A 25,997-nucleotide genomic window follows, 5' to 3' on the forward strand; every position below is an offset into this window, starting at 1 on the left:
CAGTCGAAAGCCCCCGAGACCGCTCGCATCACCCATACCGCCCGAACCTTTCAGCCACGAAACTCGCATACCAGGGGAACGAAATGACCCTCACAATCGACAACCTCACCGGCCTCGGCCCGCTCGACTACACCGCCGCCATCGCCGCCGACACCCCTTTCGCTCTCACCCGAACCCTCAACGCACCGTCCATCCTGACCGGCATCCTTCACCTCAACGCAATGCCCACCCCATCCCGCCGCGCCCGCCTCACCCTCACCTCCGACAACGGCACTACTCTTTTCACCGGTTACATCGCCACTGAGCCCGCCGCCATCTACGCGGGCGACACCACCACCGGCCCCGTCTTCCGCTACAAGATCTCCGCCGTCAGCGACGAGTGGCTCCTCGACAAGCAGCCGCTCCCCTATCTCGGCACCACCCTCGCAGCCCCCGCCGGCACAGCCCTCCGCGCTCTTACCGCCCGCGTAGAACCCGGCCTCTTCACCACCTCCGGCGTCGCCGCTGGCCGCGCGATCGGAGTCTTCTCGCCCAGCAGTTCCGCCACCTGGTCCGAGAATGCCGGCACCCTGGCGAACGCCGCCTACTCCGCCTACCGCGTCGTCGCCGGAGCCCTCTCCTTCCAGCCAGCCGGCAACTCCACCCACGCCCTGAACTTCGACAGCTCGTTCGACGGCGGAGGCACCGCCTCCTTCGCCGCCCTGAACCTCGGACAAGTCAAAGAGCTCGCCAATGACGTCACTCTCTCCGGTGACATCGAACCCGCCGCCTACATCTCCGAAACCTTCGCCGGAGACGGCGTCACCACCATCTTCCAGCTCTCCGAAGCCCCGTTCCGCGCCACTGCGGCCGCCGCCCGTACCCCCGTCGCTGACACCTTCGACGAGTCCGTCATCAACCCGCAGATCTGGTCGGTAGCTGATCCGGGTTCGCACTTAACTCTCGGCGCAGGCGGCCTCACTCTAAACGGCGGCAACGGCATCGACGGCCAGACCACCCTCTCCGCCCTCGACCCCGTCGAGATCGCCGGCTCGCTCCTGCTCGAGGCCGGTGGCCTTACCCTCTCCGGCGCGAACCAGGGCGTTCTGTGCGGCCTCTTCAACGGCCCCGTCTCCGTCGTCAACTGCTTCGCCGGATACAACATCCGCAACTCCTCTGGCACCACCCTGCTCACGCCGCTCATCAACGGAGTCGAGGTGGGCACCACCTTCACCATCGCCGCCGGGCACACTTACACACTGCGTGTCCGGCTCAACTGCCCGGAACAGCAGCGCCTCCTCCAGACCTACTACTGCATGGTCGACGGCATCGTCGAATCCTTCGGCGCCGGGGCCACACCATCCCCTGCCTCCCTCGTCTTCGACATCCTTGATACCGGCACCGCCTCCAACACCCCGGCCACCATCCTTTACGACGGCAGCACCGCCGCGCCGATCACCAGCACCCCCGCCTCCTGCATCTTCGCCGCCGTCGACTGCGCCCAGCTCTTCGGCTCCATCGCCTACATCCGCGTCACCCGCCCCAGCTCCGCCTTTATCGTCAGCACCCTCCCCTCGGGAACGAAGCAGTCGCGCCTCATCGGCGTCGCCGGCGAAGGCACCGACTGCACCCTCGACGCCGCCGGCAAGATCACCTTCTTCGCGGGACAAATCCCCGTAGCCGGAGAGACCTTCACGGTCACCTACCGCAACCGCCAGCGCTCCGTCACCCGCATCCAGAACGCCACCAGCGTAGCCTCCGAAGCCGCTGCAACCAGCGGTACAGCCTCCGGTCCCGTTTCCGGAATAGCCCGCTGGATCGGCAAGGTCCTCAAGCCAGCCGCCCGCAGCACAGCCGACCTCGAAGCCGCCGCCCAGGCCCTGCTCGCCTTCGCCACCAGCCACTCCGCCGCCCTCGCCGGAACCTACACCTCGATCAATCCCCAGCAAACCGGCGCTGGGAATGGCGACATCTGGCCCGGTGACGTCCTCGCACTCACCCAGAACGGCACCACCACCTCCGTCATCGTCCGCAAGGTCGAAATCGACCGCTCCCCCGCCTTCCCCGAGCTTCTCACCTACAAAATCGCTTTCGCCAACGACTGGGCCGAAGCCCTCGGCCTCACCCTCTCGGAGTCCATCGCCGCCGACGCCATCCTCTCCACCGCTCCCACCACCATCGCCCAACTAACCGCCGGAACCGTCTTGCCCAACCTCCCCCAGCTGCAACTCACCAGCGCAACTTCTACTGCCCTTCAGATCGACGCCGGCCTCACCCCACCCTCCGGAGGCGGCTTCGAAGTACGTCGCCGCGACAACGCCTTCGGCCCCAGCATCGCCCAGGATTTAGTTCTCCGCTCCCCTGTACGTAGCTTCTCCATCCCCCGCGCCGCCCAGCTCGAGAAGTACTACGTGAGAATGTATGACGCCTCCACCCCACCCCTCTACTCCCGATTTTCCAGCGCCATCTTCATCAACCTCCCAATTAGCTAGCCACCAGGATCGGGTGCCCCATCCATGCGGTCGTATCGCATGGTGGGACCTTCGTGCGAAGCACGAACCGCACTCCTATTCTGCAAATAACAAATTGTCATCCTGAGCGAAGTCCCTCGCGCACTTGCGGGGGACGCAGTCGAGGGACCTGCTTCTGCCGTTGCTTTTGTTCTTGCTGTTGTTTGTCCGCGCTGTTATTTGTCCGTGCTGTTGTTCGTTCTTGCTGTCGTTCGTTCTTGCCGTCATCCTGAGCGCAGCGAAGGACCCGCCACACCGCTGGAATCACCACGACCGTCCACCCCTTCCAACCACGAAATCCAAGCCTCCCAAGGACACAACATGACCTCATTCGAAGCAACCGTTTTAGCAGATCTTTCCGTACTAAAAAACCAGATGAAGCTCGCCATAGGCGACGGGACCACAGGCCGCATCGGTCAGATCGAAGACCGAGTCCTCTGCCACGACCAGGCCCTCCAGCGCATGAAGGGATCGGCTGCGGCCTTCGGCGGCTTCCTCACCCTCCTGCACGTCGCCATCGACTTCGTCGCCGCCAAACACTAACCCGGCCCAAGCCCGGGACGCCGACAACCTTTGCGTTAAACCCGTAGCCGCAGCGAAATCGACCTGAAGGCATTGTCGGAGTAGCAGCGGGCTTCAGCCCCGGCCGTCGCAACGAGCTTCCAACTCACCCCTGGAACCGTATAATCTCCCGATGAGCACCACCCCAAAAATCCAGATCGGCGTAGTCATGGGCAGCAAAAGCGACTTCTCCGTCATGCGTTCCGCCGTCGAGATCCTCCGCGCCTTCGACATCCCCCACGAGGCCCGTGTCGTCTCCGCCCACCGCACTCCCGACCTCCTCTACACCTACGCCGAAGAGGCCCAGTCCCGCGGCCTCCGCCTCATCATCGCCGGAGCCGGCGGAGCTGCCCATCTACCCGGCATGATCGCCGCCAAGACCATCGTCCCCGTCCTCGGCGTACCCATCCCCGCCACCGCCCTCCAGGGCATGGACGCCCTGCTCTCCATCGTCCAGATGCCCAAAGGCGTCCCCGTCGCCACCTTCGCCATTGGCGCAGCCGGAGCCGCCAACGCAGCCCTGTTCGCCATCGCCACATTAGCCACGACGGACCCCGCCCTGTCCGAACGCCTCACAACCTGGCGCAACTCCCGCCGCGACGAAGTCCTAGCCCAATCCCTCGAGATCACCCCCGACGAACACGGCTCCTGACGCACAGACTCCTGCCATCCCTCGCCTACGCCCTTGTCATCCTTCGCTCCCAACCCTTGTCATCCTCCGAGAAGCGGAGGATCTGCTTCTGCCCTCTCCGTTGTCTGTGCCTGCCGTCATCCTGAGCGCAGCGAAGGACCCTCCACACCGCCCGCATCACCACGAACGCTCTAACCTTTCCGCCCCACAACCACATATCCGGACGCCCCATCCGCTGTATCCTTCCCTAGTGAGCCACTCGACCCCCATCCTCCCCGGCGCAACCATCGGCATCTTCGGCGGCGGTCAGCTTGGCCGCATGACCGCCATGGCGGCGCGCGCCATGGGCTACCGCATCCTCGTCCTCGATCCCGACCCCGGCTGCCCTGCCCGCTTCGTCGTCGACGGCTGCATCGAAGCCGGTTGGGACGACGCCCGTGGCGCCGCCAACCTAGCCCGCGGCTGCGACGTAGTCACTTTGGAAATCGAGCAGATCGCCCCCCGAAGCATGGACGCCGCCGCCGCCCTCACTCCCGTCCGCCCCGGCCGCGCCATGCTCGAGATCATCCAGAACCGCATCGAGCAGAAATCCTGGCTCGCCCGCAACAGCTTCCCCATCGGCCCCTACCGCGCCGTCCACTCCCTCGACGACACCCGCGCCGCCATCCTCGCCCTCGGCGGCCGCTGTTTCTGCAAGTCCGCGACCGGCGGCTACGATGGCCGTGGCCAGGGCAAAGTAGGCTTCAACCCCGATGCCTCCGTCGACGAAGAAGCCCTAGGCGCATGGGAGGCACTCGGCCAAGCCGCAGGCGTAGTCGAACAAGCCATCTCTCTCGACAAAGAGATCTCCGTCCTGGTCGCCCGATCCCCCTCCGGTGAGGTCAAAGTCTACCCCGCCGCCTGGAACCACCACGAGCACCAGATCCTGGCCTGGAGCGTCATCCCCGCCCCCATCGCTCCCGCTCTCGAAGCGCAGGCCCGCAAGATTGCTACCGACATCGCCGACACCTTCGCCCTAGAAGGCATCCTCGCCATAGAATTCTTCGTAACGAAGGATGAGGGCCACGGCGAGAAGCTCCTCGTCAACGAACTCGCCCCGCGCCCCCACAACAGCTACCACGCCAGCGAGCGTGCCTGCGTCACTGGCCAGTTCGAGCAGCACGTGCGCGCCGTCTGTGATCTCCCCCTCGGCGACACCGAAGTCGTTCAACCCGGAGCCATCGCCAACCTCCTCGGCGACCTCTGGCACAACCCCGAAACCGCCAAGTTCGACAAAGAGCCCAACTTCGCCGCCGCCCTCTCCGTCCCCGGAGTCCGCCTTCATCTCTATGAAAAGTTACGACCGAGAAAAGCCCGCAAGATGGGCCACCTCTCCGCCGTCGCATCAACCGCCGGAGAAGCCGTTGCTCGCGTCCAACGCGCCCTGCAACTCCTGTAGAGGAGCAACGAAAAGTCCTATTTCATTCGGCGTCTGGGAGTAGAGTGGGATTCAGCCCCACGGATGAAATCAACGGTGAGTGCTGGGCTTTAGCCATGGGATTGTTCGTCCGCAGCCGCGATTGGAGTTTTCAAGAAACGTCGAAATCCCCGCCAAGGCTCGCGTCGCCTTTAGCAAATCATTCTGAATTCTCTTCAACCTCAAGAATGAACCGATGTTTCTGCCGCAGACCTACCGCCCCCAGGATCATGCGCATCGCCCGCACTGTACGTCCATCGTCGCCCAGAACCCTGCTGACATCCAGCGGCGCGACGCGAACTGCGAAGGTCGTCGTATCGTCCACGGTCAAAACCTGAATTCTAACCTCGTCGGGAATGCTCACGAGGGTCAGCAGGACCCGTTCGAGCAACTGACGAGTGCCGTCGACGCCCCTACTTCCGGATTGGATCTGCGCTTCGGTCATGGAATCGCCCGCCGCAACCCCGACCCTAACTGATCGATCCTTAAGATGACGTGAGAACACGCGGTAAAGTCTGTCTGGTATCCGACATAGAAGCTCTTATGCATCAGCCTTGTGATGCGCCGTGTGATTCTAAGAGGTCCGTATCCTCGCCGCAGCCCTTGCCACACCACCACAAATCCAAAACAGAAGAGGCGAACCCGAAGGCCCGCCTCTCCACAATCCACTCGCAAAGACCTACCCGATGTCTTCCGCCCACTCCTGCAGATAAGTCTTGAAGTCGGACATAAACTTGCCCGCATCCGCGCCATCCACAATCCGGTGGTCGAAGCCCAGCGTGAACCGCTGAATCCAGCGGATCGCGATTGAGTCGTTGCCATCCTTGTCGGTGATCACCTCGGCCTCTTTGTTCAGGCCTCCTATGCCCAGGATCGCCGCCTGCGGCTGGTTGATGATCGGTGTCCCAAACTGCTCACCGAAGATGCCCGCGTTAGTCAGCGTAAACGTGCCGCCCGAGATCTCATCCGGGGCCAGCTTCTTGCCCCGCGCCCGCTCCGCAACGTCGACGATCGATCGCGCAATCCCGAGGAACGACTTCTCCTCCGTCTGCTTCAACACCGGCACAATCAGCCCCCAGTCGAGCGCGACCGCGATCCCGATATTGATGTTCTTGTTGTACCGGATCGCATCGCCCTCGATCGCTCCATTCACGATCGGGTGCTTCTTCAAGGCCACGATCGCCGCCCGCGTGATAAATGGCATATACGTCAGCTTCACACCATTCCGCTGCTCGTACTTGTTCTTCTCTTTCTCACGGAGCTTCACGATCTTTGTCATGTCCACCTTGAAGACCGTGTGGACATGCGGGCTCGTCCGCTTCGACTCGACCATGCGCGTTGCGATGATGCTGCGCATCTTGGTCATCGGCACCAGCTCGCCCGGAGTCGGCGGTGGCGCACTCGGCTTGACCGGTGCCGCAGCAGCCGGAGCCGCAGGGGCAGGCGCTGCAACAGGAGCAGCCTTCGCCCCACCCTCAAGATGCCCAACAATATCCGACTTCGTAATCCTCCCCGAAGCGCCGGTCCCCGGAACCTGCGCCAGGTCGACGTTGTTGTCCTTCGCAATCTTCCGTACCAACGGGCTCGACCGCAACCGATCACCTTCGCTAGCCGAGACCGCAGCCACCGGCGCACTCGCTGCCGAAGCAGCAACAGCAGGGGCCGCAACCGGTGCAGGAGCAGAAGCAGCCGGAGTACCAGCGGCCCCGCCAATCACAGCCACAATCGTATTGATCGTGACCGTAGCGCCCTCGGCGACCTTGATCTCCGTCAGCACACCCGCCACCGGCGAAGGAATCTCCGCATCCACCTTATCGGTCGAGATCTCAAACAGCGGCTCATCCCGCTGTACCGAATCCCCAACCTTCTTCAGCCACTTCGTAATCGTTCCTTCGGTGATCGACTCGCCCATCTGCGGCATCGGCACCTCAGTGCCCGGGCCCGCAGCAGCGGGCGCAGTCGCCTCAGCCACCGCCGGAGTATCGACCGCAGCCGGCGTAGCCGTATCCGCTGCAGGAGCAGCAGCAGTCTCTGCCACAGAAGAAGGAGCAGGAGCAGCCGCCTTCGGTCCCGCACCATTCGAAGTCGACCCGGCTTCGGCGATCAAACACACCACGGTGTTGATCTGTACCGTCGCTCCCTCTTCAATCTTGATCGACTCCAGCACACCCGCCGCCGGCGAAGGAATCTCCGCGTCCACCTTGTCCGTCGAGATCTCAAACAACGGCTCGTCCCTCTGGACCGTATCTCCCGGCTTCTTCAACCACTTGGTAAGCGTTCCCTCGGTGATCGATTCGCCCATCTGCGGCATGACTACTTCAGTCGACATTGGTGTTCCTTCCACAAAACCTTACTAATCTTTCGCCCGCCCGCGTCCACAAGGCGCAACCCACAAATTATAGAACCGCAGCCCGATACCCGGCCTAAACCGTTCTATTAGCGCACAAACGCCGCAACTCAGCCAGGCTGACCGCGTCATCCGCCCGAACCATCACCATCCGCCCGAACCTTCCAACTCCAACAGTTCGGGTGCCCCACCCATGGCTCGCACTTGGCCATGGGTGGGACGTACACCGCCAGCCACGCAGACGCATCCCTAAAACTTGATCCCGTGTTCCCCCACCGTCGCAAACACCGACCAGATATTCGTTAGCTCCAGCAGTTCACGAATCCGTTTACCGATATGGATCAGCTCCAGCGTGCATCCCGAAGCCCGGCACGACACATACAGCCGCATGAGCGTCCCCAGCCCCATGCTGTCCATGTAAGCAAGGTCGGTGAGATCGAGAATGATCCGCTTGGAGCCTGCAATATGCTCCTTGACGCCCAGGTAAAGAACATCTGTCACACCGGAGACCAGCTTCCCGTGACACTTGACGATCGTCGTAGTCCCTTGATGCTCAATCTCAAGGGTAAGTTGTGGCGCAGCGGCAGGTATCGTCATCAACATCTCCTCATCTGGGTCACCTCATTCTCAGCACGCCGAACGAGAATTGCAACGCCATCAATATCGCGCGTACGTATAAACCCCGCACAGATTCTCACTCTTCCCCAGCGCCTCAATTGTGAACACCGGAGGAATCGCGTTCGAGAAGAACGCGATCTTCAGCTCCTTGCCCGCGACAAACGTCGCCATCCACTGCGTCTCATCCGACCCGCAAAGCGTGTTCTTATGCAGAAACCGCTTGTCCCCGGGAATACTCAACCGGAACAGATGTCCAGCCCCGGCGGTCACATCAGCCCCATCGAAAGCCGCCAAAACCTCATCCGTCTTCAGTGGACGAATCTCAGCCACGGTCAGGCTGAAGAAGTTGATCGTCATCCGCTCGCCGTTGAACGTCACATCCCCGGTAATCGACTGCGCCGTCTTGCTCGCCGGCCGCCAGCTACCCCGCTCCTGCGCCACCAGCGGGACCGCCAGACTCATCGCCAAACCCAACCCAACCCACAATCTCATCTATCGAGCATGACACCCGCCCATCCTCATCCGCAAGGCAATCACTCCTCCCGCATAAATGCTCGGTCAATTCTCGCTTCCGCACGGCTCCGCTTAAGCTGGGCTTAAGGCTTACCTTCTACCGTCACAGTGTCACTAACTTCTCGGAGCCACTCTGCCCATGCGAATCACGAAACTCGCCGCAATCCCCCAAGTTTTGCTCTTTGCCACCCTGGCAATCACCTCCGCCCACGCTCAATCAAGCTGGCACGTCGAACGCACCCTCCAGATCGGCGGCATTGGCGGCATGGACTACCTCACCGTCGACCCCGCCACCCACTTCCTCTACGTCCCCCGCACCACCCACACCCTCGTCATCGACTCCGCCTCAGGCAAGACCGTCGGCGACATCCCCGGCCAGAAGAAGGCCCACGGCGTCGCCCTTGTTCCCAAGCTCAACCGCGGCTTCATCTCGGACGGCGAAGGCTCCGTCACCATCTTCGACCTCAAGACCAACGCCGTCCTCGGCGTCCTCGCTTCAGCGCCCGACACCGACGGCATCCTCTACGATCCCGGCTCCGACCACATCCTCATCAGCGCCGGCGACAGCAACGCACTCATCACCTTCAAGCCCGAGATCGATCCGAAGTCCGGCAAGATTGACGCTCCCATTCAGCTCGGCGGAGCTCCTGAGTTCCTCGCCGCCGACGGAGCCGGAAAGGTCTACGTCAACCTCGAAGACAAGGACACCGTCGCCGTCGTCGACCTGAAATCCCGCAGCGTCGTCGCCCGCTGGCCCGTCACTCCCGGCGGAGCTCCCGTCGGCATGGCCATCGACCCCGAGCATCACAACCTCTTCATCGGCTGCCGCAAACCCGCGAAGATGATCGTCATCAGCACCGCGACCGGCAAAGTCGTAGCCAACCAGCCCATCGGCACCGGCGTTGACGCGACCGGCATCGTCGGCGGACAGGCCTTCGCCAGCAGCGGCGACGGCACTCTTACCGTCATCGATCGCGCCAACTCCACCGTCGTCCAGACCGTTCAGACCGCACGCGGAGCCAAGACCCTCGGCGTCGATACCTTAACCGGAAAGATCTACCTTCCCACCGCCGACTTCGAAGAGCTCAAGCCCGGCACCACCGGCCGCCCCAAGGCCAAACCCGACTCCTTCAAAATCCTCGTCGTCTCTCGCTAACACCACACCAATCCAAGAGGGCACCCGACGTCTCGGGTGCCCTTTTGCGCGTTCCGTCTCTGGTGCCCACCGATCGCTCGCAGCACCGGGGTTCGCCACCGTACTAGAAGCTGGTAAAGCTATCGTCCATCGGGAAGCTGTTCTCCATCTGCGGCTGCGGCTTGAAAGACAGTTTGCTTGCGACCTTCACCTTGACCGCAGGCACCCGTAGAGCGGGTGCGCTCGGCTTGGGACGCGTTGCCGTGCCTCGGCCCCTCAGAGAGACGTTGGAATCAATCCTGGCGCCCACCATGCTGTTCAGTCGCTCGGTGAGTTCTTTCATCGACTCTGACTGGGCACTCAGCTCCTCAGCCGCAGCCGCGCTCTCTTCCGCACTGGCAGCCGTCGTCTGCGTCACCTGTTCCATCTGAGAGAGAGCACGGCCAATCTGGCCGATGCCAGTCGACTGCTCTGTGCTTCCATGACTCACTTCGTCAACGAGAATGCCGATGCTCGTGAACTCGCCCGATATGCGCTGGATGGAGTCGACTACGCCGACAAGCTTCGTCTTGCCCGCTTCGGATTTGGCCACTGAGTCCTCAATCAAGCTGGCAGTGTCCTTGGCCGCCTGTGCGCTTCTTTGCGCCAGGCTACGGACTTCGTCGGCCACGACGGCGAAGCCCATGCCCGCTTCACCAGCGCGGGCCGCTTCCACCGCAGCATTCAGCGCCAGAATGTTTGTCTGGAATGCGATCTCGTCGATGATCTTGATAATCTTCGCAATCCTTCCGCTCGAATCATTGATGCCGTCCATCGCCGCCATCATCTCGCCGAGTTGGCGGTTCGTATTGACGAACTCCGCCTTCGAATCGCCGACCAGCTTCGCCATCGAGGTCGCGTTTTCCGTGTTCTTGTGCGCCATCGAATTGATCTCTTCCGACGAGGCAGAGGTCTCTTCGAGCGATGCTGCCTGTTCCGACGCTCCCTGGGCGAGCGACTGGCTCGAAGAAGACACCTGGGACGACGCCGCTGCGATCTGTTCCGCACCTTCTGAGAGTTCGACGACCGCCTGACTCAGAGCCAAGTTGATGCCTCGCACGATGTAAATGACGGTGGCTCCGATTCCGAGCGAGAACAGAACCATGATCCCAATAAGCCATACACTCGAAGCCACTGTGGACTCATTGCTCGCAGCGATCTCAGCAACTTGTTCGGAGGCAATTTTCTTCAGCGAATCGATCTGCACTTGAGACTCTTTTGCCATCACTGAAAGCGTGCCCTTCTGTAGCGCCGCGGCTCCGGCTCCGTCTCCTGACTAGCAAGCTGGTAGAACTCATCATGGGTCTGCACCCGTTTGCCATTGCTGTCTAACATATCCTGCAGGACCTGTAGGGCCTTCGGGCTTGTAGAGAGTGCCTTGTCCTCTTTGAGCAGCTCCTGCCGCTTGGCGGCGTCATCGTGGAACTGCAAGTTATATTCCTCAATCACCAGAGCGTCTTTCAGGAACGAGCGCACGACCATGCCACGTTCGAGAGACAGCATGTTACCCGTCAAGTTTCCCATCTCGCCGGCTAGCTCAAGCTTGCGCGTGCTCTTGGAACTGATAGATATCTCGTTGCCGATGTGAGTGAGAGAGCTCCAAGCCGTAATCCCCAGGATGAGGGTGAAGGCGAGTGCCGCGCAGAACGATGTGTAAAGCTTTCTACTGATAGTCATAATGTCCCTTCACTGCCTAGAGAACCGGGCCGCAACAACTATCGACGAAAACCGCATCTTATTACGATAAAAGCCCATTTATTCCGTGCAACTTATGTTGTTTTAAGCTGTGATGCAGATCACATACACACAGGCCCGTTGTCTAAAAAGTCCGACCAGCAAACGCAGAATAGATGCCGACGTGAACTAGGTCAGCATCTATCCAAGTGCCGTGGGTGGGTCCTATCACGTTTAGATCAGCCACCTTGAGATTTGAGCATCATCCAGCGCGAGACCATCCCTCAAGCTCGGGTTCTTCGAAAACAATCCCCCGCATGGTCGTCCACCATCCCCGACGCCTGCATCCACGAGTACACAATCACCGGCCCCACAAACTTGAACCCCTTCAACTTCAACTCCTTCGATACCTTCTCCGACAGCGGCGTCTGCGCCGGCACCGCTCCCTTATTCCGGACCGGCTTCCCACCCACCTGCCCCCAGGCCCACGCCCCAAATTCCGTACCGCTCTCCCGCATCTCGAGAAAGATCTGCGCCCCGCGAATCGTCGCATCGATCTTCGCCTTCGCCCGGATGATCCCCGCGTCCCCCATCAGACGCGCCACGTCCTTCTCTCTAAACCGAGCCACCACCTCTGGATCGAACTCGGCAAACGCCCGCCGAAACGCCTCCCGTTTCCTCAGCACCGTAATCCATGAGAGCCCCGCCTGAAACCCCTCCAGCATCAGAAGTTCCCACAGCGCCCGGCTGTCATGCTCCGGCACTCCCCATTCCTTATCGTGATACTCCCGCATCAACGGATCGTTCTGCGCCCACGCACACCGCTTGATCTCGCTTCCACCCTTTGCCGTCACCATAGCCTCTTTCTCGCAGACCTTAGCCTAATTCACAGTTTCGCGGCGCAACGGTTTCTTCATCCCATCCGGCAGCCCAGGCTTTCTCTATCTCATCCTTGTACATAGCTTCTTTACGAAGAAACGCCGCTGACACCGCCACACAATCCAGGAATGAGAACTCTATGCCGCAAACGCACATTCAGGAACACATCGACGTCATCGCCCGCCACGAGCAGGAGTTCCTCGCCAACCGAACCTGGTCCGAGCGCCTCGGCGACAACATCGGCGCCTTCGCAGGCAGCTTCCCTTTCGTCATCCTGCACCTTCTTGCCTTCATCTTCTGGTTCGTCGTCAACACTTGGCACATCTTCGGCATCCGCCAATTCGATCCGCCGCCTTACTCTCTCCTCGGCACCCTTGTCGCGGTCGAGGCCATCCTCCTCGCCAGCTTCATCCTCATGCGCCAATCCCGCATGGGCAAACGCGCCGACGAGCGCGACCACCTTATGCTGCAGATCCTCCTGCTCACCGAAAAGGAGATCACCGCCGTACTCGGCGTCGACCGTCAGATAGCCCGCAAGATGGGCCTGGAATCCGTAGCCAACGCCACCGAACTAAAAGAGCTCAGCCAGCACACCTCCATCGAAGACGTCGCCCAGACCCTCCGCGAAAGCCTGCCCGAAACTGATCAATAACCCACCGCCGTGACGCACAAACAACGCTCCACTCCCCTGACTCTCGTCATCTTCAGCAGATGTCGTTGTACTTCCCTCAACCCTGTCATCCTGAGCGGAGTTCGTCGCTCTCTTGCGACGAACGGAGTCGAAGGACCCCGACGCTGCCCGGATCACGCAGACGTCCCGACGCTTTCAGCCACAAAAACCTGTCGCGGAACGATGGCCGGTCGCGTGAACCGCCTCGCCTTTTCATTCATCACGGTGAAGCATGGTGAAACTTGAAATGCATCAACCGATTGATCGTCTTAGAAATCGAAGACCAAGCAGGACAGACCAAATCGCAAACAGAGTGAATCCAGGAAATCCGAACAACCCTAATCCAATGTGAAAATTCACATCGTTACCGTAGGCCATAGGGCCTTTGGAAAACACAGCCATCCCTCCATTGAAGAGGAAGTTTAGTCCAACCCCAACCATGCCGATTCCCGCGATTCCACCCAGCATCCTCATCCACGAAGGCAGCGCGACGACGTTCTCCCAATTGACAGCTACGAGCCACACGCCAACCAGCCCCATTGGAAGCATGAAGAGAATGTCCGATACGGCAGTATCGACCATAGGCACCAATCGAAGAAGTCCCACGCCACCCAAAGCCACAATCCCTAAGATCATCGACTCTCGCCCGACTCCCGGCGACCGCTGGCGTCCCATGCGGTAGATCCAAATCGCCACAGGAATCATCATCAGAACTTGAGCTGCGGATGCCAGAAACTGGATTGTCAAGAGCAGTTTGCCCGTGGGCACTACCGTGCCCGACTCCTGCATCTGAAGAGCCGGCGTCGTGATGTAGGCGACCAGGCTTACAAACGAGCAAATCCCAAGAATGCCGCTCGTGATCGCCAACCACGGGGTTGACCGGGACACTGCGTAGCTACTGTTCGCAATCGTCGAAGGAGTCATTAGTCTTCCAGTGAAATTAGCACTAAGACTTCTGAGCACCAAATGACCAGCGATTCGGCTCAAAAGTTATTGCAGTTCCTAAGCCGTGGAGGTTTCAATCGACTGTCTTATCGGAAACAGCGTCGTAAGCGAGTGCCGAGGCCGTCAGGAGTTTCCCTTAACGCCCGGTTCTCCGGAAGTGTCTGCCTTTTGAAAAGCAGCTATGCCAATTCCCGGAGATCGAAATGGCTTTGCCAAACTGAGCCTCACAACCAATGCGAAACAAGTAAATCTCGAGGCCGGACCGAGCGCCCCCCGAAGTTTCTCTACGGTCCTGAGATAAGGGTTCAAATTGGCTTCGTCCTTTGCAACGCCGCACAAAAGAAGTTCTCTTGGCTCCAGATCACGCCTCATCCGACCGGAGATTGGGCCCGTACCGGCATTGTCACCGCGAATACCTGCGGTAAAGCCGTAGCCAAACCAGAGTCAGGCGAACTGACAATATTCGTTAGGCCGCTCAACTTCTGGGAACGCATGAACGAATGATTCCGTCAAAGCAGATCATCAATGACTTCGTCTGCAATGGCGTTCTCGCTATCCAGCTCCCGAAGAGCCGGATTTTCAGCGATCTTCTCTACCCTTACTCCATTCCGGCGGCCTCTCCAACCGAAACCCTAGCTCAACCTGCTTCGCTGCCCACCAACTCCTCCACCGACGCGCAAGCCACCACCTGCCGCCCGAACACCCTTCCAAAACTCTTCGCCACCGCGTTCCCCGCCTCTTCCATCGAAGGCACCCGATCCGCCTCCAGCTCCAGGCTTGTCACCTCTCGGTCGCTGATCCCGCAAGGCACAATCCACTGAAAGTCCCGGAGGTCCGTCGTCACATTCAGCGCGAAACCATGCGATGTCACCCCCTGCGACACATGGACCCCAATCGCCGCGATCTTCTTCTCTAAAACTGAGCCGCCAGCCACAGTCCACACCCCGGTCCGCTTGGCCACCCGTTGCGCCATCACCCCGAACTCCCCGCAAGCCCGGATCAGCACTTCCTCAAGCAACCGTACAAAATCGACAGGTCCCAGGTGTGGCCCCTTCTTTCCCGGCAGATCGCCGCGTAGATCGAAGATCGGGTACCCCACCAGTTGCCCCGGTCCGTGATACGTCACATCCCCGCCGCGATTCGTGTCGTACAACTCCACGCCGCGCTGCGCCAACTCCCCATCCGAAGCCAGCACATTTCCCCTCCCCGAGTTCCGCCCCAACGTCAGCACCGGCGGATGCTCCATCAGCAGCAGCGCATCCCCAATCGCCCCGGTCTTCCGCGCAGCCACTACACGCTCCTGCGCACGCAGCCCTTCTGCATACGAGATCCTCCCGAGATGGACTAAATGGATATACATGACCCTCAAAAATGGAAACAGCCGGAATCATCTCCGGCTGTTTCCACGCACTGCATTTACGAAGACCTAAACGTTCACCGCCAGCCCCTCAACACTCGAGAACCCATCCAGCAACGCCTCAGCCACAGTCGGATGAGCATGAACCGTGAACATCATCTCCTCGACGGTAGCCTCAAGCTCGATCGCTGTCACCGCCTCGGCGATGATCTCCGTCGCATATGGCCCGATGATGTGTACGCCCAGGATCTCTCCATACTTCGCGTCCGCCACCACCTTCACAAACCCATCATGCGCATCCAGAATCGTCGCCTTCGAGTTCCCCACAAACGGGAACTTCCCGACCTTCACCTGGAAGCCCTTCTCCTTTGCCTGCGCCTCCGTCAGCCCCACCGAAGCAATCTGCGGATCGCAGTATGTGCATCCCGGAATCCGGTCACGCCGCACCGGCTTCGCATACTTGCCCGCCAGCTTCGCCGCAACCACCAGCCCAGCCATCCCGCCCACATGCGCCAACTGCGGCAGCCCGGCAACGATGTCGCCGATCGCATAAACGCCCGGCTCCGTCGTCTCCATCCACTCCGTCACCGGAACAAACCCGCGATCCAGCTTGATGTTCGTCTTGTCCAGCCCCGCGTCATACGTCCTCGGAGCACGTCCAATCGCCACCAGCACCTTCTCCGCCTGCTTCGTCGCGCCCTTGCCATCCGAAGTCGTGAAGTGAACGAGCACTCCGCCGTCGTTCTTCTCCAGCTTGTCCACCTTCGCCGAAAGATGCATCTCGAACCCGCGCTTCTTATACAGCCGCAGCAGCTCCTTGCTGATGTCTTCATCTTCGACATTCACCAGCCGCGGCAGCGCCTCGATGATCGTCACCTCGGCCCCAAAGCTCTTGAACACCGAAGCGAACTCAACACCCACCGCGCCCGCGCCAATCACCACCAGCGACTTCGGAAACTCCGGCGCCTTCAGAATCTCGATGTTCGTCAGAATTGTTTCGTCCGCCGTATACCCCGGCAGCATCCGCGCATCCGACCCCATCGCCAGTACCACCTTCTTCCCCTGCACGATCTGCGTCTTGCCGTCAGCCGACTTCACCTCAACCGAGTGCACGCCATCCTTCGCCGCACCCGTTAGCCGACCATAGCCCTTGATCGCTGTGATCTTGTTCTTCTTCATCAGAAAGTCGAGACCCTTGGTATGCCGCGAGATCACGTCATCCTTGCGCGCAATCAGGTTCTTCCAGTTCAGCTTCGGATCACTCACGCCGTCAATCCCGTACTTCTCCGCATGCTTCAGGTGGTCCCAAAGCTCCGCCGAGAACAGCATCGCCTTCGTCGGAATGCAACCCCACAGCAGGCATGTCCCGCCCAGCCGCTCATTCGCATCGATCAGCGCCGTCTTCAAACCAAACTGCGACGCTCGGATCGCACACGTATACCCCGCAGGCCCACCACCAACCACCACTAAATCGAAGATCTGATCTGCCAAGAAATTGCTCCATTCCTACCGAATTCGCGACAATTTCAATTTTACGCCCTTCGATTTAATTGGCATCTCCCCCACCCCAGGACGATAATCCCTCCTTATCCGCCACGAGGAGAAAACCGTTGCCCACTTCAATGCCTGCCGCCTTCGCTCTTTGCTTGATACTCTCCGCCACACCCTTCGTCGCCCATGCACAGGCAGCCTCTTCACCGGCACCACCGGCAAGCACCCATCGCATCACCCAGTTCGAGAACGACGCCGTCAAAGTCTGGCGCACCACCATCCAGCCCGGCACCCCGCTACCGCTACACCACCACGACCATCCCCGCGTCCTCATCGCCCTCGCCCCAGGCACGCTGAAGATCGTCGAAGAGTCCGGCGATACCAAGACCATCAATCTCAAAGTCGGCGAGGCCTACTGGCTCCCCGCCATGCCCGCCGGCGCGCTCCATCAGGACGTCAACGCCTCCGGCCAGCCCATCGAAGTCATGGTCGTCGAACTGGAAAAAGAGAATTAGCGCTTCCGCTTCTCCGCAAAGGACTACGGTCGATCGAACACCTGAATCACAGGGAGAGCATTGTGCTCATCATCAAAGATCCCCCTCTTTGCGATAGCCCCATCCGCCATCGGCTCCCACCAGAACACGCCTCTACCTAACCCATTCGGCGTCTGCTTCACCACCTCTACGACCGCAGCCAGGTACTCGCGCTGCCCCTCGGGAGTCTCCGGAAACTCACGCTTCTTCCCCGAAAAATCTTCGCCATAGTGCCAGTCATAGGCCGTCTCAGCAAGAACGATCGGCTTCTTATACCGCGTCGCCATGAACGCAAGATTCTTCCGCAGGTCCTCAAGGCTCCCCTGCCACCATGGATAGTACGACTGCCCAATCACATCGAACGGCACATGGTTCACGATCAGGTGGTCATAGAACCACTGCGTCCTCTCGATGTCCCCGCCTCTGTCGATGTGGATCATGATCGCCGGCCGCGGCAGATCTCCTTTGCCCGCCTCCACACCGCGGACCCCCGCAGTCACCAGCTCCGCAAACTGCTCCCACCGATCCGGCAGCCGCCCATCCGGCCACAGCATCCCTGCGGTCACCTCGTTGCCCACCTGCACCATATCCGGCATCGTGCCCTGCAGCCGAAACGCAGTCACAGTATCGCGACTGAAATTAAAAACCGCCTTCACCAACTCGTCATGCGAGAGCTTCGCCCACGCCTTCGGTGTCCTCTCATGCTCAGGATCGGCCCAGTCATCTGAGTAGTGAAAGTCCAGCAGCAGCCGGAACCCCAGCGCCTTCGCGGCCTTCGCCTCGGCAAGCGTGTAAGCAAGCGTGTTCGGCAGCGGCGAGGGCTCGTTCATGATCCGCAGCCGAATCCAGTTATACCCATGACTCCGCAGAATCTCGAGCCCCGGCTTCGCCTGTCCTCCGTCCTTGAAGACAACGCCCTTCGATTCCAGATCGCGCAGAAAGGAAACGTCAGCTCCAGCAATAAAATAAGGCGCTCGCGCTGCTGCGTGGTCCTTCGGAGCTGACACCGGAGCACCACCAGACTGCGCAGCCAAAGGCGTCAACGGCAATCCAAACAGCAACAGCACGGAACTGAGACGCATCAACACCCTCACTTCAACCAACCTCCCCTTACAAATGCAGCAATCCACGCTGCAAGGCGGCAACAACCGCCTCAGTGCGATCATTCACATCAAGCCGCTCAAGGATCGCCGAGACCCTGCACTTCACCGTAATCTCCGCCAACTCAAGCTCCGCCGCGATCTCGCGGTTGCTCTTCCCCTGCGCAATCTTCGCCAGTATCTCCCGCTCCCGCGCGCTCAGGTCGGAGTTCGGCGTCCTGCTCGCCAGCGCCCGTTTCACCACCGGCGGCAGATAACGCCCGCCCGCATGGACCCGCTTGATCGCCTCCGCCAGCAGGTTATGCGGCAGCCCCTTGATGATGTATCCACTCGCACCAGCCTGCAGCGCCTGGTGAATGTCCTCATCCCCTTCATAGGTCGTCACCACGATGAACCGCGACTCCGGCGAAGTCGCACGGATCGTCCGAATCGTCTCGACGCCACTGATGTCCGGAAGCCGCAAGTCCATCAACGTCACATCCGGCGTATGCTCGCGATGCAGCGCGATGGCCTCGCGTCCGCTCCCCGCCTGCGCGACCGTCTCCATACCGGGCAGCGTTCCAATCAAAGCCGCAAGCCCAATCCGCACGATCGGATGATCGTCCACAAACATCAACCGAATAGGCGGCGCCTGCACCGTATGCGTCATCGCGTCACCTCACCCATCGGATGCTTCTCCAGCGCAGCCTCCCGCGGCACAAGCGAGCACACTGCCGCACGCGGAAGCCGGATGGACACACTTGTCCCGCGCGACCTCGCACTCTCTACCTTCACGTTCCCACCCAACCGGCTGATCCGTTCCTTGATCCCCATCAATCCGTAATGCCCCTGCGGAATCCGATCCGAAGACTCGAACCCCGATCCATCGTCGACCACAGACAACGTAAACTCCTCCTCGCGGAAACACGCCCGAACATCCACCCGCGTCGGGTTCGCGTGCAGCAGCGCGTTGTAGATCGCCTCGCGGCTAGCCATCGACACCTCATGGATCGCCGACGCGTGAAAGTCATAAGCGCTGCCTTCAATCACGCACTCCACCTCGATATTCGAAGACCGATTCACCCTCTCCGCAAGCTTCATCAGCGTCTCACCAAAGTCCAGCGACTCTTCCCCGCGCAGATTCCAAACCGCCTGCCGCGCTTCATCCATCGAAGACGCGAGTTGCGTCCTCGCATAGTCCAGCAGCTCCGCCTGCGCGGAGTTCCCACCCGTCTCAATGCTGCATGCCTCAAGCAGCAGCGAGACCCCAGCGCATCCCTGGATCAACGTGTCATGCATCTCCCGCGCCAGCCGCGCACGCTCCTGCAGCACCGCCTGAAACGCCGCCTCCACCCGCCGAAGCTTCTGCCGATGCACCCACCAGATCAGCACCACCACCGCAGCCGCGCAACAACTCAGAAACCACCACGTCAGAAAGAAGTATTGCTGCTTATAAAGCGCAACCGTCCGCTCCGTCATACGCCCCGATCCATCCAGCGCCCGCACGCGAAACGTGTAGTGCCCCGCCGGGAGATTCGTATAGTCCGCGACCCGGCGATTCGTCCCATACCGCCAGGCATCTTCAAAGCCATCGAGCTTATACAGAAACTGCACAGCATCCTGCGGAGCCAACAAAATCGACCCATAAGAGATCTCAAGGTTCCGATTGTTCGCACTCAACTCGATCGGTCCGCCCTGCGCGGAGAACGTACGCCCATCCGCAACCACCTGGTCGAGAAAGACCTTCGGCGGCGGCGAAGCGTCACTCTCATCACCAAAGAACTGCACCGGCCCTCGGCTGGTCGGAAACCACGCATCGCCATCGGCAGTAATCACGCCTGAAGGCTGCGTCCCACCATAAAGCGGCGACAGCCGCCCGCCTTCAGCCACAGCAATAAACCTCTGCGACAAATTGGTCCGCGCATGTCTCGCCATCTCTTCTAAATCCGCGACGGAGACCACCGCAACCCCGCCCGCTCCGCTCATCCAGAACCTCTGCCTCGCATCCTCAAGAATCGAGTAGATGCTGTCGCTGGCAAGTCCCTGCTCGGTCGTGTAGTGAGTCAGCTTGGCCTCGCCCGCGACATAGCGATAAAGCCCATTGTCAGGAGTCCCAAACCAAAGCGCCCCACTCGCACTCTGATGCAGAGCCCACACCTTCTCCTGTGCAAGAGCCGCAGTCACCGCATCCTGCACAAACCGCCCATCCGCAAAGTGGCTAACCCCGCGGTCCGTCCCAAACCACACATCGCCCGCCCGGTCCTCGAGCATCGACCGCACACTCGAATACACCAGCCCCTCTTTCACCTTGTAGCTGCTGAAGACGCCATGCGACAACCGACTCACCCCACCATCAGTCGCAATCCACAGATCGCCACTCCGCGTCTCCAGAATCCCGCGCACGAAGTCATTCACCAGTCCATCTGCCATCGTGTAATGCACCGCCGACCCGTTGCCCAGCCGGAACAACCCACGCCCATCCGTCCCAATCCACAGCGCTCCATCGAACGCCCGAAATACATTCCGCACCCGCGCGCCGTTCAACTCTGGAAACACCTTAGGCGTGGCCACACCATTGACCAAATGCGAAAGCCCCGTGCTCGCCGCCCACAGCGTTCCATCACTATCCAGAGAGATCGTCCCAAAGTCCGAGTCCGACGCATTCGGCAGCGGCACCAGCTTCACCGAAGACCGGCTGAACCGTGCCACACCCGCCTGCGTCCCCAGCCACAGGTTATGTTCCGAGTCCTCAAACAAGCTAAGCACCGTCTTACTCGGCAGGTTCAGAACCCCAGGCTGGCTGCTTTCAATCGACTCCAAACGCCCGCCCCGCAACGTAAACACACCCTGCCCAATCGTCCCAATCCACAGCGTGCCATCGCTCGTCTCGCGCAGCACACGCACCGTACCCTGAACGCCCGCGAATCGTCCAAACCGCGTTGTACCTTTAGACAGCCTCTGCAATCCAGACACAGTCCCCACCCACATCGTGCCGTCCCGCGTCTGCAGGATCGACTTCACCGTGGTCTCGCTGTACTCCCCCGCCAGCGGCCAGTTCGTCGCGACCCCGTCGCGAATCTCAAGCAACTGCGAGCCCCCAACCCAGATCGCCCCATCCGCCGCCTGCGTAATCGAGTGCACAGTCAGCAGCGGAATCGCCCCCACACCATCCACGCGCACAGCCCGCGCCGCTCTACGCGGCAACTTGAACAAGCCGTTATCCGTCCCGATCCAGATCGTTCCCTCCCGATCCTCGAGCACCGTCCTCACAAATCCGTCAGCCAATCCCTCAGTCACCCCAAAGCGATGAAACTCGCCATTCTCAAGGTGAAGCAGCCCTCCACCTTCGCTACCGATCCACAGCGTGCCATCACGCGCCGTCATCAGGCTGAAGACGCTGTTCTCCTGAAACGCCGGCGTCGTGCTCCGATCAAACAGCACAAATCGCGAGCCATCAAACCGCAGCAGGCCGCCGGTAGTTCCGATCCACAGAAAGCCATCCGGCGTCTGCGCCACCGCCTGCACCGTCTGCTGCGGAAGCCCATCCTTGGTCTGCCACACCCGCGCCGCATAGTTCGCCAGCGACTGCGAAGCAGTCTCCGCATGTGGCGCAGCGCCCGATGCGGCAGCGCTTACACCCCGGCATAGGCATAGCAGCAACGCAATCGACCCGGCAACCCGCATTGTTTTCGTAAACACGCTCCGATTCTGCTCTCGCGTCCACGCAATACACAAGCCACGACGGTGTTACCTGCCACGCGATGGGCGGGAACCTAGAGTTTGGGTGCCCCATCCATCGCGCCTTTGTTTTACGCGATGGGTGGCAACGTAAACCCTTCCCCAGCCGTCGCCTACTTCGCCACAAAATACCTCAAACCAAATCATCCCACGCATACTTTCGTATGTTCCCGATCGTGTTGCCATACGCGTACTGTCGTCTTCGCGCAAAACAACAGTCCTGGATCTTTCCCAAGCCATCGGGAGGGGCAACAGGCTTAGAAATCGGAGACACACCACGATGTTCAGAAGCATCTTCACTTTGAGGCCAGCAGTATTCGCACTCGTCACGCTCGCTCTCATCGGGGCACCCGCAACCCGCGTCCATGCCCAGGCAGGCCAGGCAACCCTCTCCGGCTCCATCACCGACCCCTCCGGCGCAATCGTCCCCGGCGCAAAGATCACCCTCATCCAAGAGTCCAGCAAGGTCCAGCGCACCGCCACCTCGAACAACAGCGGAGCCTTCAACTTCGTCGCCATCCCGCCTGACACCTACGACATCATGGTCTCGGCAGCGGGCTTCCGTCCCGCCCGCCAGAACGGCATCGCCGTCCACATCAACGACCAGCTCGATCTCCCAAAGATTCCCCTCTCCATCGCCAGCAGCGACATCACCGTCACCGTCACCACAGACACCGACAACGTCACCCCGACCACCTCCGGCGAGCAGTCCTACACCCTCACCGCCAAGCAGATCCAGAACCTCAACATTGAAAGCCGCAGCGCCATCGAGCTCCTCGACCTCATCCCCGGAGCCTCGAACACCGGCAACTTCACCGGCTCCTACAACCGCGAACAGGCCGGCTTCGGCCAGAACTCCAGCACCTACACCGTGAACGGCAACCGCTTCGACCAGGTACAGATCGTCTCCGATGGCGCACCCGTGACAGACCTCAACACCGCCGGCGCAGCCGCCGTCACCCCCAACGTCGACATGATCTCCGAAGCCAAGGTCGAGACCAGCGCTTTCTCCTCCGTCCAACCCAACGGCCCCATCGTCTTCGAGACCCAGACCAAGTCCGGCGGCAGCCAGTACCACGGCGAGGCCTACATGACCGCCCGCAACAGCGTCTTCAACTCCAACGACGCCTACAACAAGCAGCTTGGCCTGCCTCGCGCCAACTCCAGCTTCTACTATCCCGGCGTCAACATCGGCGGCCCGGTCATGTTCCCGCACTCGAGCTTCAACAAGAATCGCGACAAGCTCTTCTTCTTCGCCGCTGCCGAGTTCACCCAGCAGCACGTCGACCTCGGCGCACAGGCCGCTCTCGTCCCCACCGCCGCCATGCGCCAGGGCCTCTTCACCCCCGCGGAGCTCGGCGCGATCGCCGGAAGCACCTATCGCCACTTCTATCAGTCCAACCAGCCCTGCACCGGCAACTACTACAACAGCCCCTCCTGTCAGAACGGCACCCTCAATGCTGCCGCAGTCGATCCCGGTGGCCTCATCCTCCTCAACGCCTTCCCTCTGCCCAACGCCGACCCCTCGAAGAACACCGCTGGCAATAACCTCATCACCGACCTCGTCACCTCCGATCCCCGCAACCAGGAGAACTTGAAGCTGGACTACAGCATCTCCGAGCGCATCCACCTGTCCGGCCGCTTCAACCACGAGAACGAGAACGTACCCGCCCCTTACGGCCCCTACAACACCGTCAACTTCGCCAAGATCCCCTACCCGGCAGATCAGATCGGCCGCAACGCCTCCAACTCGCTCAACTTCAACCTCGTCAACACCATCACGCAGTCGCTCACCAACGAGCTCTCCGTCGCCTACACCCGCTTCAACCTCCGCATCAACATCGACGACCCCGCCGCCGTCTCCCGCACCGGCCTCGCCTATCCCTACGCGAACCTCTACCCCGGCTCCGACATCCTGCCGAATGTAAGCTTCAGCTCAACGCCCGGTCTCTACATTCCTGGCGGCGAAGCCCCGCCCTTCAACACCGTGCAGAACACCACCACCATCACCGATGGCGTCACCAAGGTCCTCGGCCGTCACATCCTCCGCTTCGGCTTCTACGACGTCTACGCCGCCTACAACAACCAGACCACCGGAAACGATAACGGAACCGTCAGCGCCGGAACCTACGTTGCTGGGAGCACCGGCAATGAGTTCGCCGATCTCTACGTAGGCCGCATCGCAGGCTACGCCCAGAGCAGCCAGAACATCATGGCGCACATGATCAACAAGCGCTTCGACTTCTACGGCCAGGACACCTGGAAGATCGGCAGCCGCCTCACCGTCAACTATGGAGCACGCCTCGACCACATCGCCTGGTGGTTCGACAAGGACGGCAAGATCGCCGTCTTCAATCCCGCTGCCTACGATGCCACCGCTCCCATCACCGCATACTCCGGCATGCAGACCCACGCGACCAACTCCGCAATTCCCATCTCCGGCGCGAAGCCTCTCAGCTTCCAGTTCGCCCCATCCGCTGGCTTCGCCTATGACCTCAACGGCACCGGCAAGACCATCGTCCGCGGCGGCTTCGGCACCAATTACTACGTAGACCCCGGCACCAACGCCTTCTCCGCTGTCGGAGCGCCTCCGAACCTGAAAGTCTTCAGCTACTACACCGGCTCAGGCACCCCCCTCACTCTCGCCTCCGCATCCGCGATCGACCCCGCATCCAACCCCGGCGTCGTCTACGGCAGCGCTTCGCCCACCGACCACCACCCCGCCGTGACCTACTCCTGGAACCTGGCCGTCGCGCGCAACCTGCCCCAGGCAATCCACGTCGAAGCCAGCTACGTCGGCAACACCACCCGCCACCTCAACGGGTACAGCACCCTCAACACAGTGCCTCTAGGCTCCGAGACGACCGTAAACGACGGCGGCCCCTACTTCGGTGGCAACTACTACCAGCAGTTGAACCGCACCTACAAGAGCTTCGGAGACATCGGCGTCAATCTCCACAACCTCAGCTCCAACTACAACTCGCTTCAGTTCACCGCATCTCGTTCCAAGGGATGGTTCAACGCCTGGCTCACCTACACCTACGGCAAGGCTCTCGCCTACAACTGCGAAGACACCTTCGACGAGCACAACTGCTACAACCCAGCGCCCTTCGATCGCTCGCAAGCTGTCAACGTGTCGTACTACCTACTGCTGCCACACGTCAGCCAGAAGTATCTCGGCAACAGCAAGCTCGGCAACGCCGCTCTCGATGGCTGGAAGATCTCAGGCATCGAACAGTACGGCTCCGGCAGCCCCTTCACCGACATCGCCCAGAACGGCGTCCTCCACAACGAGTACGGCGGCAACCAGGTCATCGGAATCTACGGCACCTATCCCGCAAACGTCATCCCCGCCGCCGCCGGGTCCACCGCTACCGTTACCATCTCCGGCGACTCCGTAGCCGGCACGCCCGACGAAGCCGCTGTCCCCATCGTCACCTGCAATCCGGCCAAGGGACTCAAGGCTCACCAGTACTTCAACCCGAGCTGCTTCACCGCTCCCTACGAAGGCCACAACGGCACCTTCCGCCTCCCCTACATCCACGGCCCTGCCTACTTCAACGACGAACTAGGCATCTTCAAGGAGTTCAAGATGCGCGAGTCCAGCCGGCTCGAGATCCGCGCCCAGTCCTTCAACTTCCTCAACCGCGGCTTCGACAACTACCAGCCCTTCGACACCAACCTCTACATGGGTTTCTCGAACATCGGCATCGCTCCCGACAACGCCTCATCTGCCGGAGTCACCAGCACCCGAACCGGCCATCGCTCCTTCCAGTTCGCCGCCAAATATTACTTTTAGGCCTGCTCGCGGGGTCTCCCAAAGCGGTGCCGGCGAACCTGCC

General features: G+C 60.8%; 21 protein-coding genes. 8 read left to right on the plus strand and 13 right to left on the minus strand.

Annotation, left to right across the window (positions count from 1 at the left end; all coding sequences use genetic code 11):
- Positions 1–83 precede the first annotated feature (83 nt).
- From HDF16_RS09490 to purK, 4 genes are all read left to right on the plus strand, one after another.
- Entirely contained in the window at positions 84–2,471 is a 2,388-nt protein-coding gene (locus HDF16_RS09490) for a hypothetical protein (protein WP_184215830.1), read from the plus strand.
- Between the two features lie 339 nt (positions 2,472–2,810).
- Positions 2,811–3,032, plus strand: a complete 222-nt coding sequence (locus tag HDF16_RS09495; RefSeq protein WP_184215832.1) for a hypothetical protein — start codon at positions 2,811–2,813, stop codon at positions 3,030–3,032.
- A 151-nt stretch (positions 3,033–3,183) separates the two neighbouring features.
- Entirely contained in the window at positions 3,184–3,702 is a 519-nt protein-coding gene (purE, locus tag HDF16_RS09500; protein ID WP_184215834.1) for a 5-(carboxyamino)imidazole ribonucleotide mutase, read from the plus strand.
- Positions 3,703–3,931: 229 nt separating this feature from the next.
- Positions 3,932–5,119 (plus strand): 5-(carboxyamino)imidazole ribonucleotide synthase, encoded by a 1,188-nt coding sequence (purK, locus tag HDF16_RS09505; protein WP_184215836.1) that lies wholly within the window; start codon positions 3,932–3,934, stop codon positions 5,117–5,119.
- Between the two features lie 178 nt (positions 5,120–5,297).
- On the opposite strand, the gene HDF16_RS09510 is transcribed toward purK, so the two are convergent.
- From HDF16_RS09510 to HDF16_RS09525, 4 genes are all read right to left on the minus strand, one after another.
- Positions 5,298–5,582 (minus strand): KH domain-containing protein, encoded by a 285-nt coding sequence (locus tag HDF16_RS09510; protein ID WP_184215838.1) that lies wholly within the window; start codon positions 5,580–5,582, stop codon positions 5,298–5,300.
- Between the two features lie 234 nt (positions 5,583–5,816).
- Positions 5,817–7,466: a 2-oxoglutarate dehydrogenase, E2 component, dihydrolipoamide succinyltransferase gene (gene sucB, locus HDF16_RS09515; protein ID WP_184215840.1), complete on the minus strand. Its 1,650-nt coding sequence runs from the start codon at positions 7,464–7,466 to the stop codon at positions 5,817–5,819.
- 267 nt (positions 7,467–7,733) lie between these two features.
- Complete coding sequence (locus tag HDF16_RS09520) at positions 7,734–8,081, minus strand: STAS domain-containing protein (protein ID WP_184215842.1); 348 nt, start codon at positions 8,079–8,081, stop codon at positions 7,734–7,736.
- Between the two features lie 60 nt (positions 8,082–8,141).
- Positions 8,142–8,594, minus strand: a complete 453-nt coding sequence (locus tag HDF16_RS09525; protein WP_184215844.1) for a hypothetical protein — start codon at positions 8,592–8,594, stop codon at positions 8,142–8,144.
- Between the two features lie 160 nt (positions 8,595–8,754).
- Here HDF16_RS09525 and HDF16_RS09530 point away from each other — a divergent pair, with 160 nt between their 5' ends.
- Positions 8,755–9,771, plus strand: coding sequence for a YncE family protein (locus HDF16_RS09530; RefSeq protein ID WP_184215846.1), 1,017 nt, complete (start codon positions 8,755–8,757; stop codon positions 9,769–9,771).
- Between the two features lie 103 nt (positions 9,772–9,874).
- Here HDF16_RS09530 and HDF16_RS09535 read toward each other — a convergent pair whose 3' ends face one another.
- The 3 genes from HDF16_RS09535 to HDF16_RS09545 all read right to left on the minus strand — a co-directional run bounded on the left by HDF16_RS09535 (position 9,875) and on the right by HDF16_RS09545 (position 12,320).
- The gene (locus tag HDF16_RS09535; protein WP_184215848.1) at positions 9,875–11,014 is read right to left on the minus strand and encodes a methyl-accepting chemotaxis protein; all 1,140 of its coding nucleotides are present in this window, start codon (positions 11,012–11,014) and stop codon (positions 9,875–9,877) included.
- On the minus strand, positions 11,014–11,466 hold the full coding sequence (locus HDF16_RS09540) for a hypothetical protein (protein ID WP_184215850.1): 453 nt from the start codon (positions 11,464–11,466) through the stop codon (positions 11,014–11,016). Before HDF16_RS09540 ends, HDF16_RS09535 begins: the two co-directional genes overlap by 1 nt.
- A 281-nt stretch (positions 11,467–11,747) precedes the next feature.
- Positions 11,748–12,320, minus strand: a complete 573-nt coding sequence (locus HDF16_RS09545; protein WP_184215852.1) for a DNA-3-methyladenine glycosylase I — start codon at positions 12,318–12,320, stop codon at positions 11,748–11,750.
- 161 nt (positions 12,321–12,481) lie between these two features.
- On the opposite strand from HDF16_RS09545, the gene HDF16_RS09550 reads away from it, so the two are divergent.
- Positions 12,482–12,994 (plus strand): DUF1003 domain-containing protein, encoded by a 513-nt coding sequence (locus HDF16_RS09550; protein ID WP_184215854.1) that lies wholly within the window; start codon positions 12,482–12,484, stop codon positions 12,992–12,994.
- A 270-nt stretch (positions 12,995–13,264) separates the two neighbouring features.
- Here HDF16_RS09550 and HDF16_RS09555 read toward each other — a convergent pair whose 3' ends face one another.
- The 3 genes from HDF16_RS09555 to lpdA form a co-directional block, all read right to left on the minus strand.
- Positions 13,265–13,936, minus strand: coding sequence for a hypothetical protein (locus HDF16_RS09555; RefSeq protein WP_184215856.1), 672 nt, complete (start codon positions 13,934–13,936; stop codon positions 13,265–13,267).
- 658 nt (positions 13,937–14,594) lie between these two features.
- Positions 14,595–15,317, minus strand: coding sequence for a lipoyl(octanoyl) transferase LipB (gene lipB, locus HDF16_RS09560; RefSeq protein WP_184215858.1), 723 nt, complete (start codon positions 15,315–15,317; stop codon positions 14,595–14,597).
- Positions 15,318–15,383: 66 nt separating this feature from the next.
- Positions 15,384–16,805 (minus strand): dihydrolipoyl dehydrogenase, encoded by a 1,422-nt coding sequence (gene lpdA / locus HDF16_RS09565; protein WP_184215860.1) that lies wholly within the window; start codon positions 16,803–16,805, stop codon positions 15,384–15,386.
- A gap of 119 nt (positions 16,806–16,924) precedes the next feature.
- Here lpdA and HDF16_RS09570 point away from each other — a divergent pair, with 119 nt between their 5' ends.
- Positions 16,925–17,320: a hypothetical protein gene (locus HDF16_RS09570; RefSeq protein WP_184215862.1), complete on the plus strand. Its 396-nt coding sequence runs from the start codon at positions 16,925–16,927 to the stop codon at positions 17,318–17,320.
- A 23-nt stretch (positions 17,321–17,343) separates the two neighbouring features.
- Here the strand turns inward: HDF16_RS09570 and HDF16_RS09575 are convergent, their stop codons facing one another.
- The 3 genes from HDF16_RS09575 to HDF16_RS09585 are packed head-to-tail and all read right to left on the minus strand — an operon-like array spanning position 17,344 to position 22,116.
- Complete coding sequence (locus tag HDF16_RS09575) at positions 17,344–18,420, minus strand: glycoside hydrolase family 53 protein (protein ID WP_184215864.1); 1,077 nt, start codon at positions 18,418–18,420, stop codon at positions 17,344–17,346.
- A 28-nt stretch (positions 18,421–18,448) separates the two neighbouring features.
- Positions 18,449–19,087, minus strand: a complete 639-nt coding sequence (locus HDF16_RS09580; protein ID WP_184215866.1) for a response regulator — start codon at positions 19,085–19,087, stop codon at positions 18,449–18,451.
- The gene (locus HDF16_RS09585; RefSeq protein ID WP_184215868.1) at positions 19,084–22,116 is read right to left on the minus strand and encodes a two-component regulator propeller domain-containing protein; all 3,033 of its coding nucleotides are present in this window, start codon (positions 22,114–22,116) and stop codon (positions 19,084–19,086) included. The genes HDF16_RS09580 and HDF16_RS09585 overlap by 4 nt, the downstream gene beginning before the upstream one ends.
- A gap of 319 nt (positions 22,117–22,435) precedes the next feature.
- On the opposite strand from HDF16_RS09585, the gene HDF16_RS09590 reads away from it, so the two are divergent.
- Entirely contained in the window at positions 22,436–25,954 is a 3,519-nt protein-coding gene (locus HDF16_RS09590) for a carboxypeptidase regulatory-like domain-containing protein (RefSeq protein WP_184215870.1), read from the plus strand.
- The last annotated feature ends 43 nt before the right edge of the window (positions 25,955–25,997 follow it).

It is taken from the genome of Granulicella aggregans (assembly GCF_014203275.1).
In the GTDB taxonomy this organism is placed as follows: domain Bacteria; phylum Acidobacteriota; class Terriglobia; order Terriglobales; family Acidobacteriaceae; genus Edaphobacter.

Bases quoted from the DNA above. Each gene is read 5' to 3' on its own strand.
- HDF16_RS09490 (WP_184215830.1), top strand. From the start codon at position 84: ATGACCCTCACAATCGACAACCTCACCGGCCTCGGCCCGCTCGACTAC.
- HDF16_RS09495 (WP_184215832.1), top strand. From the start codon at position 2,811: ATGACCTCATTCGAAGCAACCGTTTTAGCAGATCTTTCCGTACTAAAA.
- purE (WP_184215834.1), top strand. From the start codon at position 3,184: ATGAGCACCACCCCAAAAATCCAGATCGGCGTAGTCATGGGCAGCAAA.
- HDF16_RS09510 (WP_184215838.1), bottom strand. From the start codon at position 5,582: ATGACCGAAGCGCAGATCCAATCCGGAAGTAGGGGCGTCGACGGCACT.
- sucB (WP_184215840.1), bottom strand. From the start codon at position 7,466: ATGTCGACTGAAGTAGTCATGCCGCAGATGGGCGAATCGATCACCGAG.
- HDF16_RS09520 (WP_184215842.1), bottom strand. From the start codon at position 8,081: ATGACGATACCTGCCGCTGCGCCACAACTTACCCTTGAGATTGAGCAT.
- HDF16_RS09525 (WP_184215844.1), bottom strand. From the start codon at position 8,594: ATGAGATTGTGGGTTGGGTTGGGTTTGGCGATGAGTCTGGCGGTCCCG.
- HDF16_RS09530 (WP_184215846.1), top strand. From the start codon at position 8,755: ATGCGAATCACGAAACTCGCCGCAATCCCCCAAGTTTTGCTCTTTGCC.
- HDF16_RS09535 (WP_184215848.1), bottom strand. From the start codon at position 11,014: ATGGCAAAAGAGTCTCAAGTGCAGATCGATTCGCTGAAGAAAATTGCC.
- HDF16_RS09540 (WP_184215850.1), bottom strand. From the start codon at position 11,466: ATGACTATCAGTAGAAAGCTTTACACATCGTTCTGCGCGGCACTCGCC.
- HDF16_RS09545 (WP_184215852.1), bottom strand. From the start codon at position 12,320: ATGGTGACGGCAAAGGGTGGAAGCGAGATCAAGCGGTGTGCGTGGGCG.
- HDF16_RS09550 (WP_184215854.1), top strand. From the start codon at position 12,482: ATGCCGCAAACGCACATTCAGGAACACATCGACGTCATCGCCCGCCAC.
- HDF16_RS09555 (WP_184215856.1), bottom strand. From the start codon at position 13,936: ATGACTCCTTCGACGATTGCGAACAGTAGCTACGCAGTGTCCCGGTCA.
- lipB (WP_184215858.1), bottom strand. From the start codon at position 15,317: ATGTATATCCATTTAGTCCATCTCGGGAGGATCTCGTATGCAGAAGGG.
- HDF16_RS09575 (WP_184215864.1), bottom strand. From the start codon at position 18,420: ATGCGTCTCAGTTCCGTGCTGTTGCTGTTTGGATTGCCGTTGACGCCT.
- HDF16_RS09580 (WP_184215866.1), bottom strand. From the start codon at position 19,087: ATGACGCATACGGTGCAGGCGCCGCCTATTCGGTTGATGTTTGTGGAC.
- HDF16_RS09590 (WP_184215870.1), top strand. From the start codon at position 22,436: ATGTTCAGAAGCATCTTCACTTTGAGGCCAGCAGTATTCGCACTCGTC.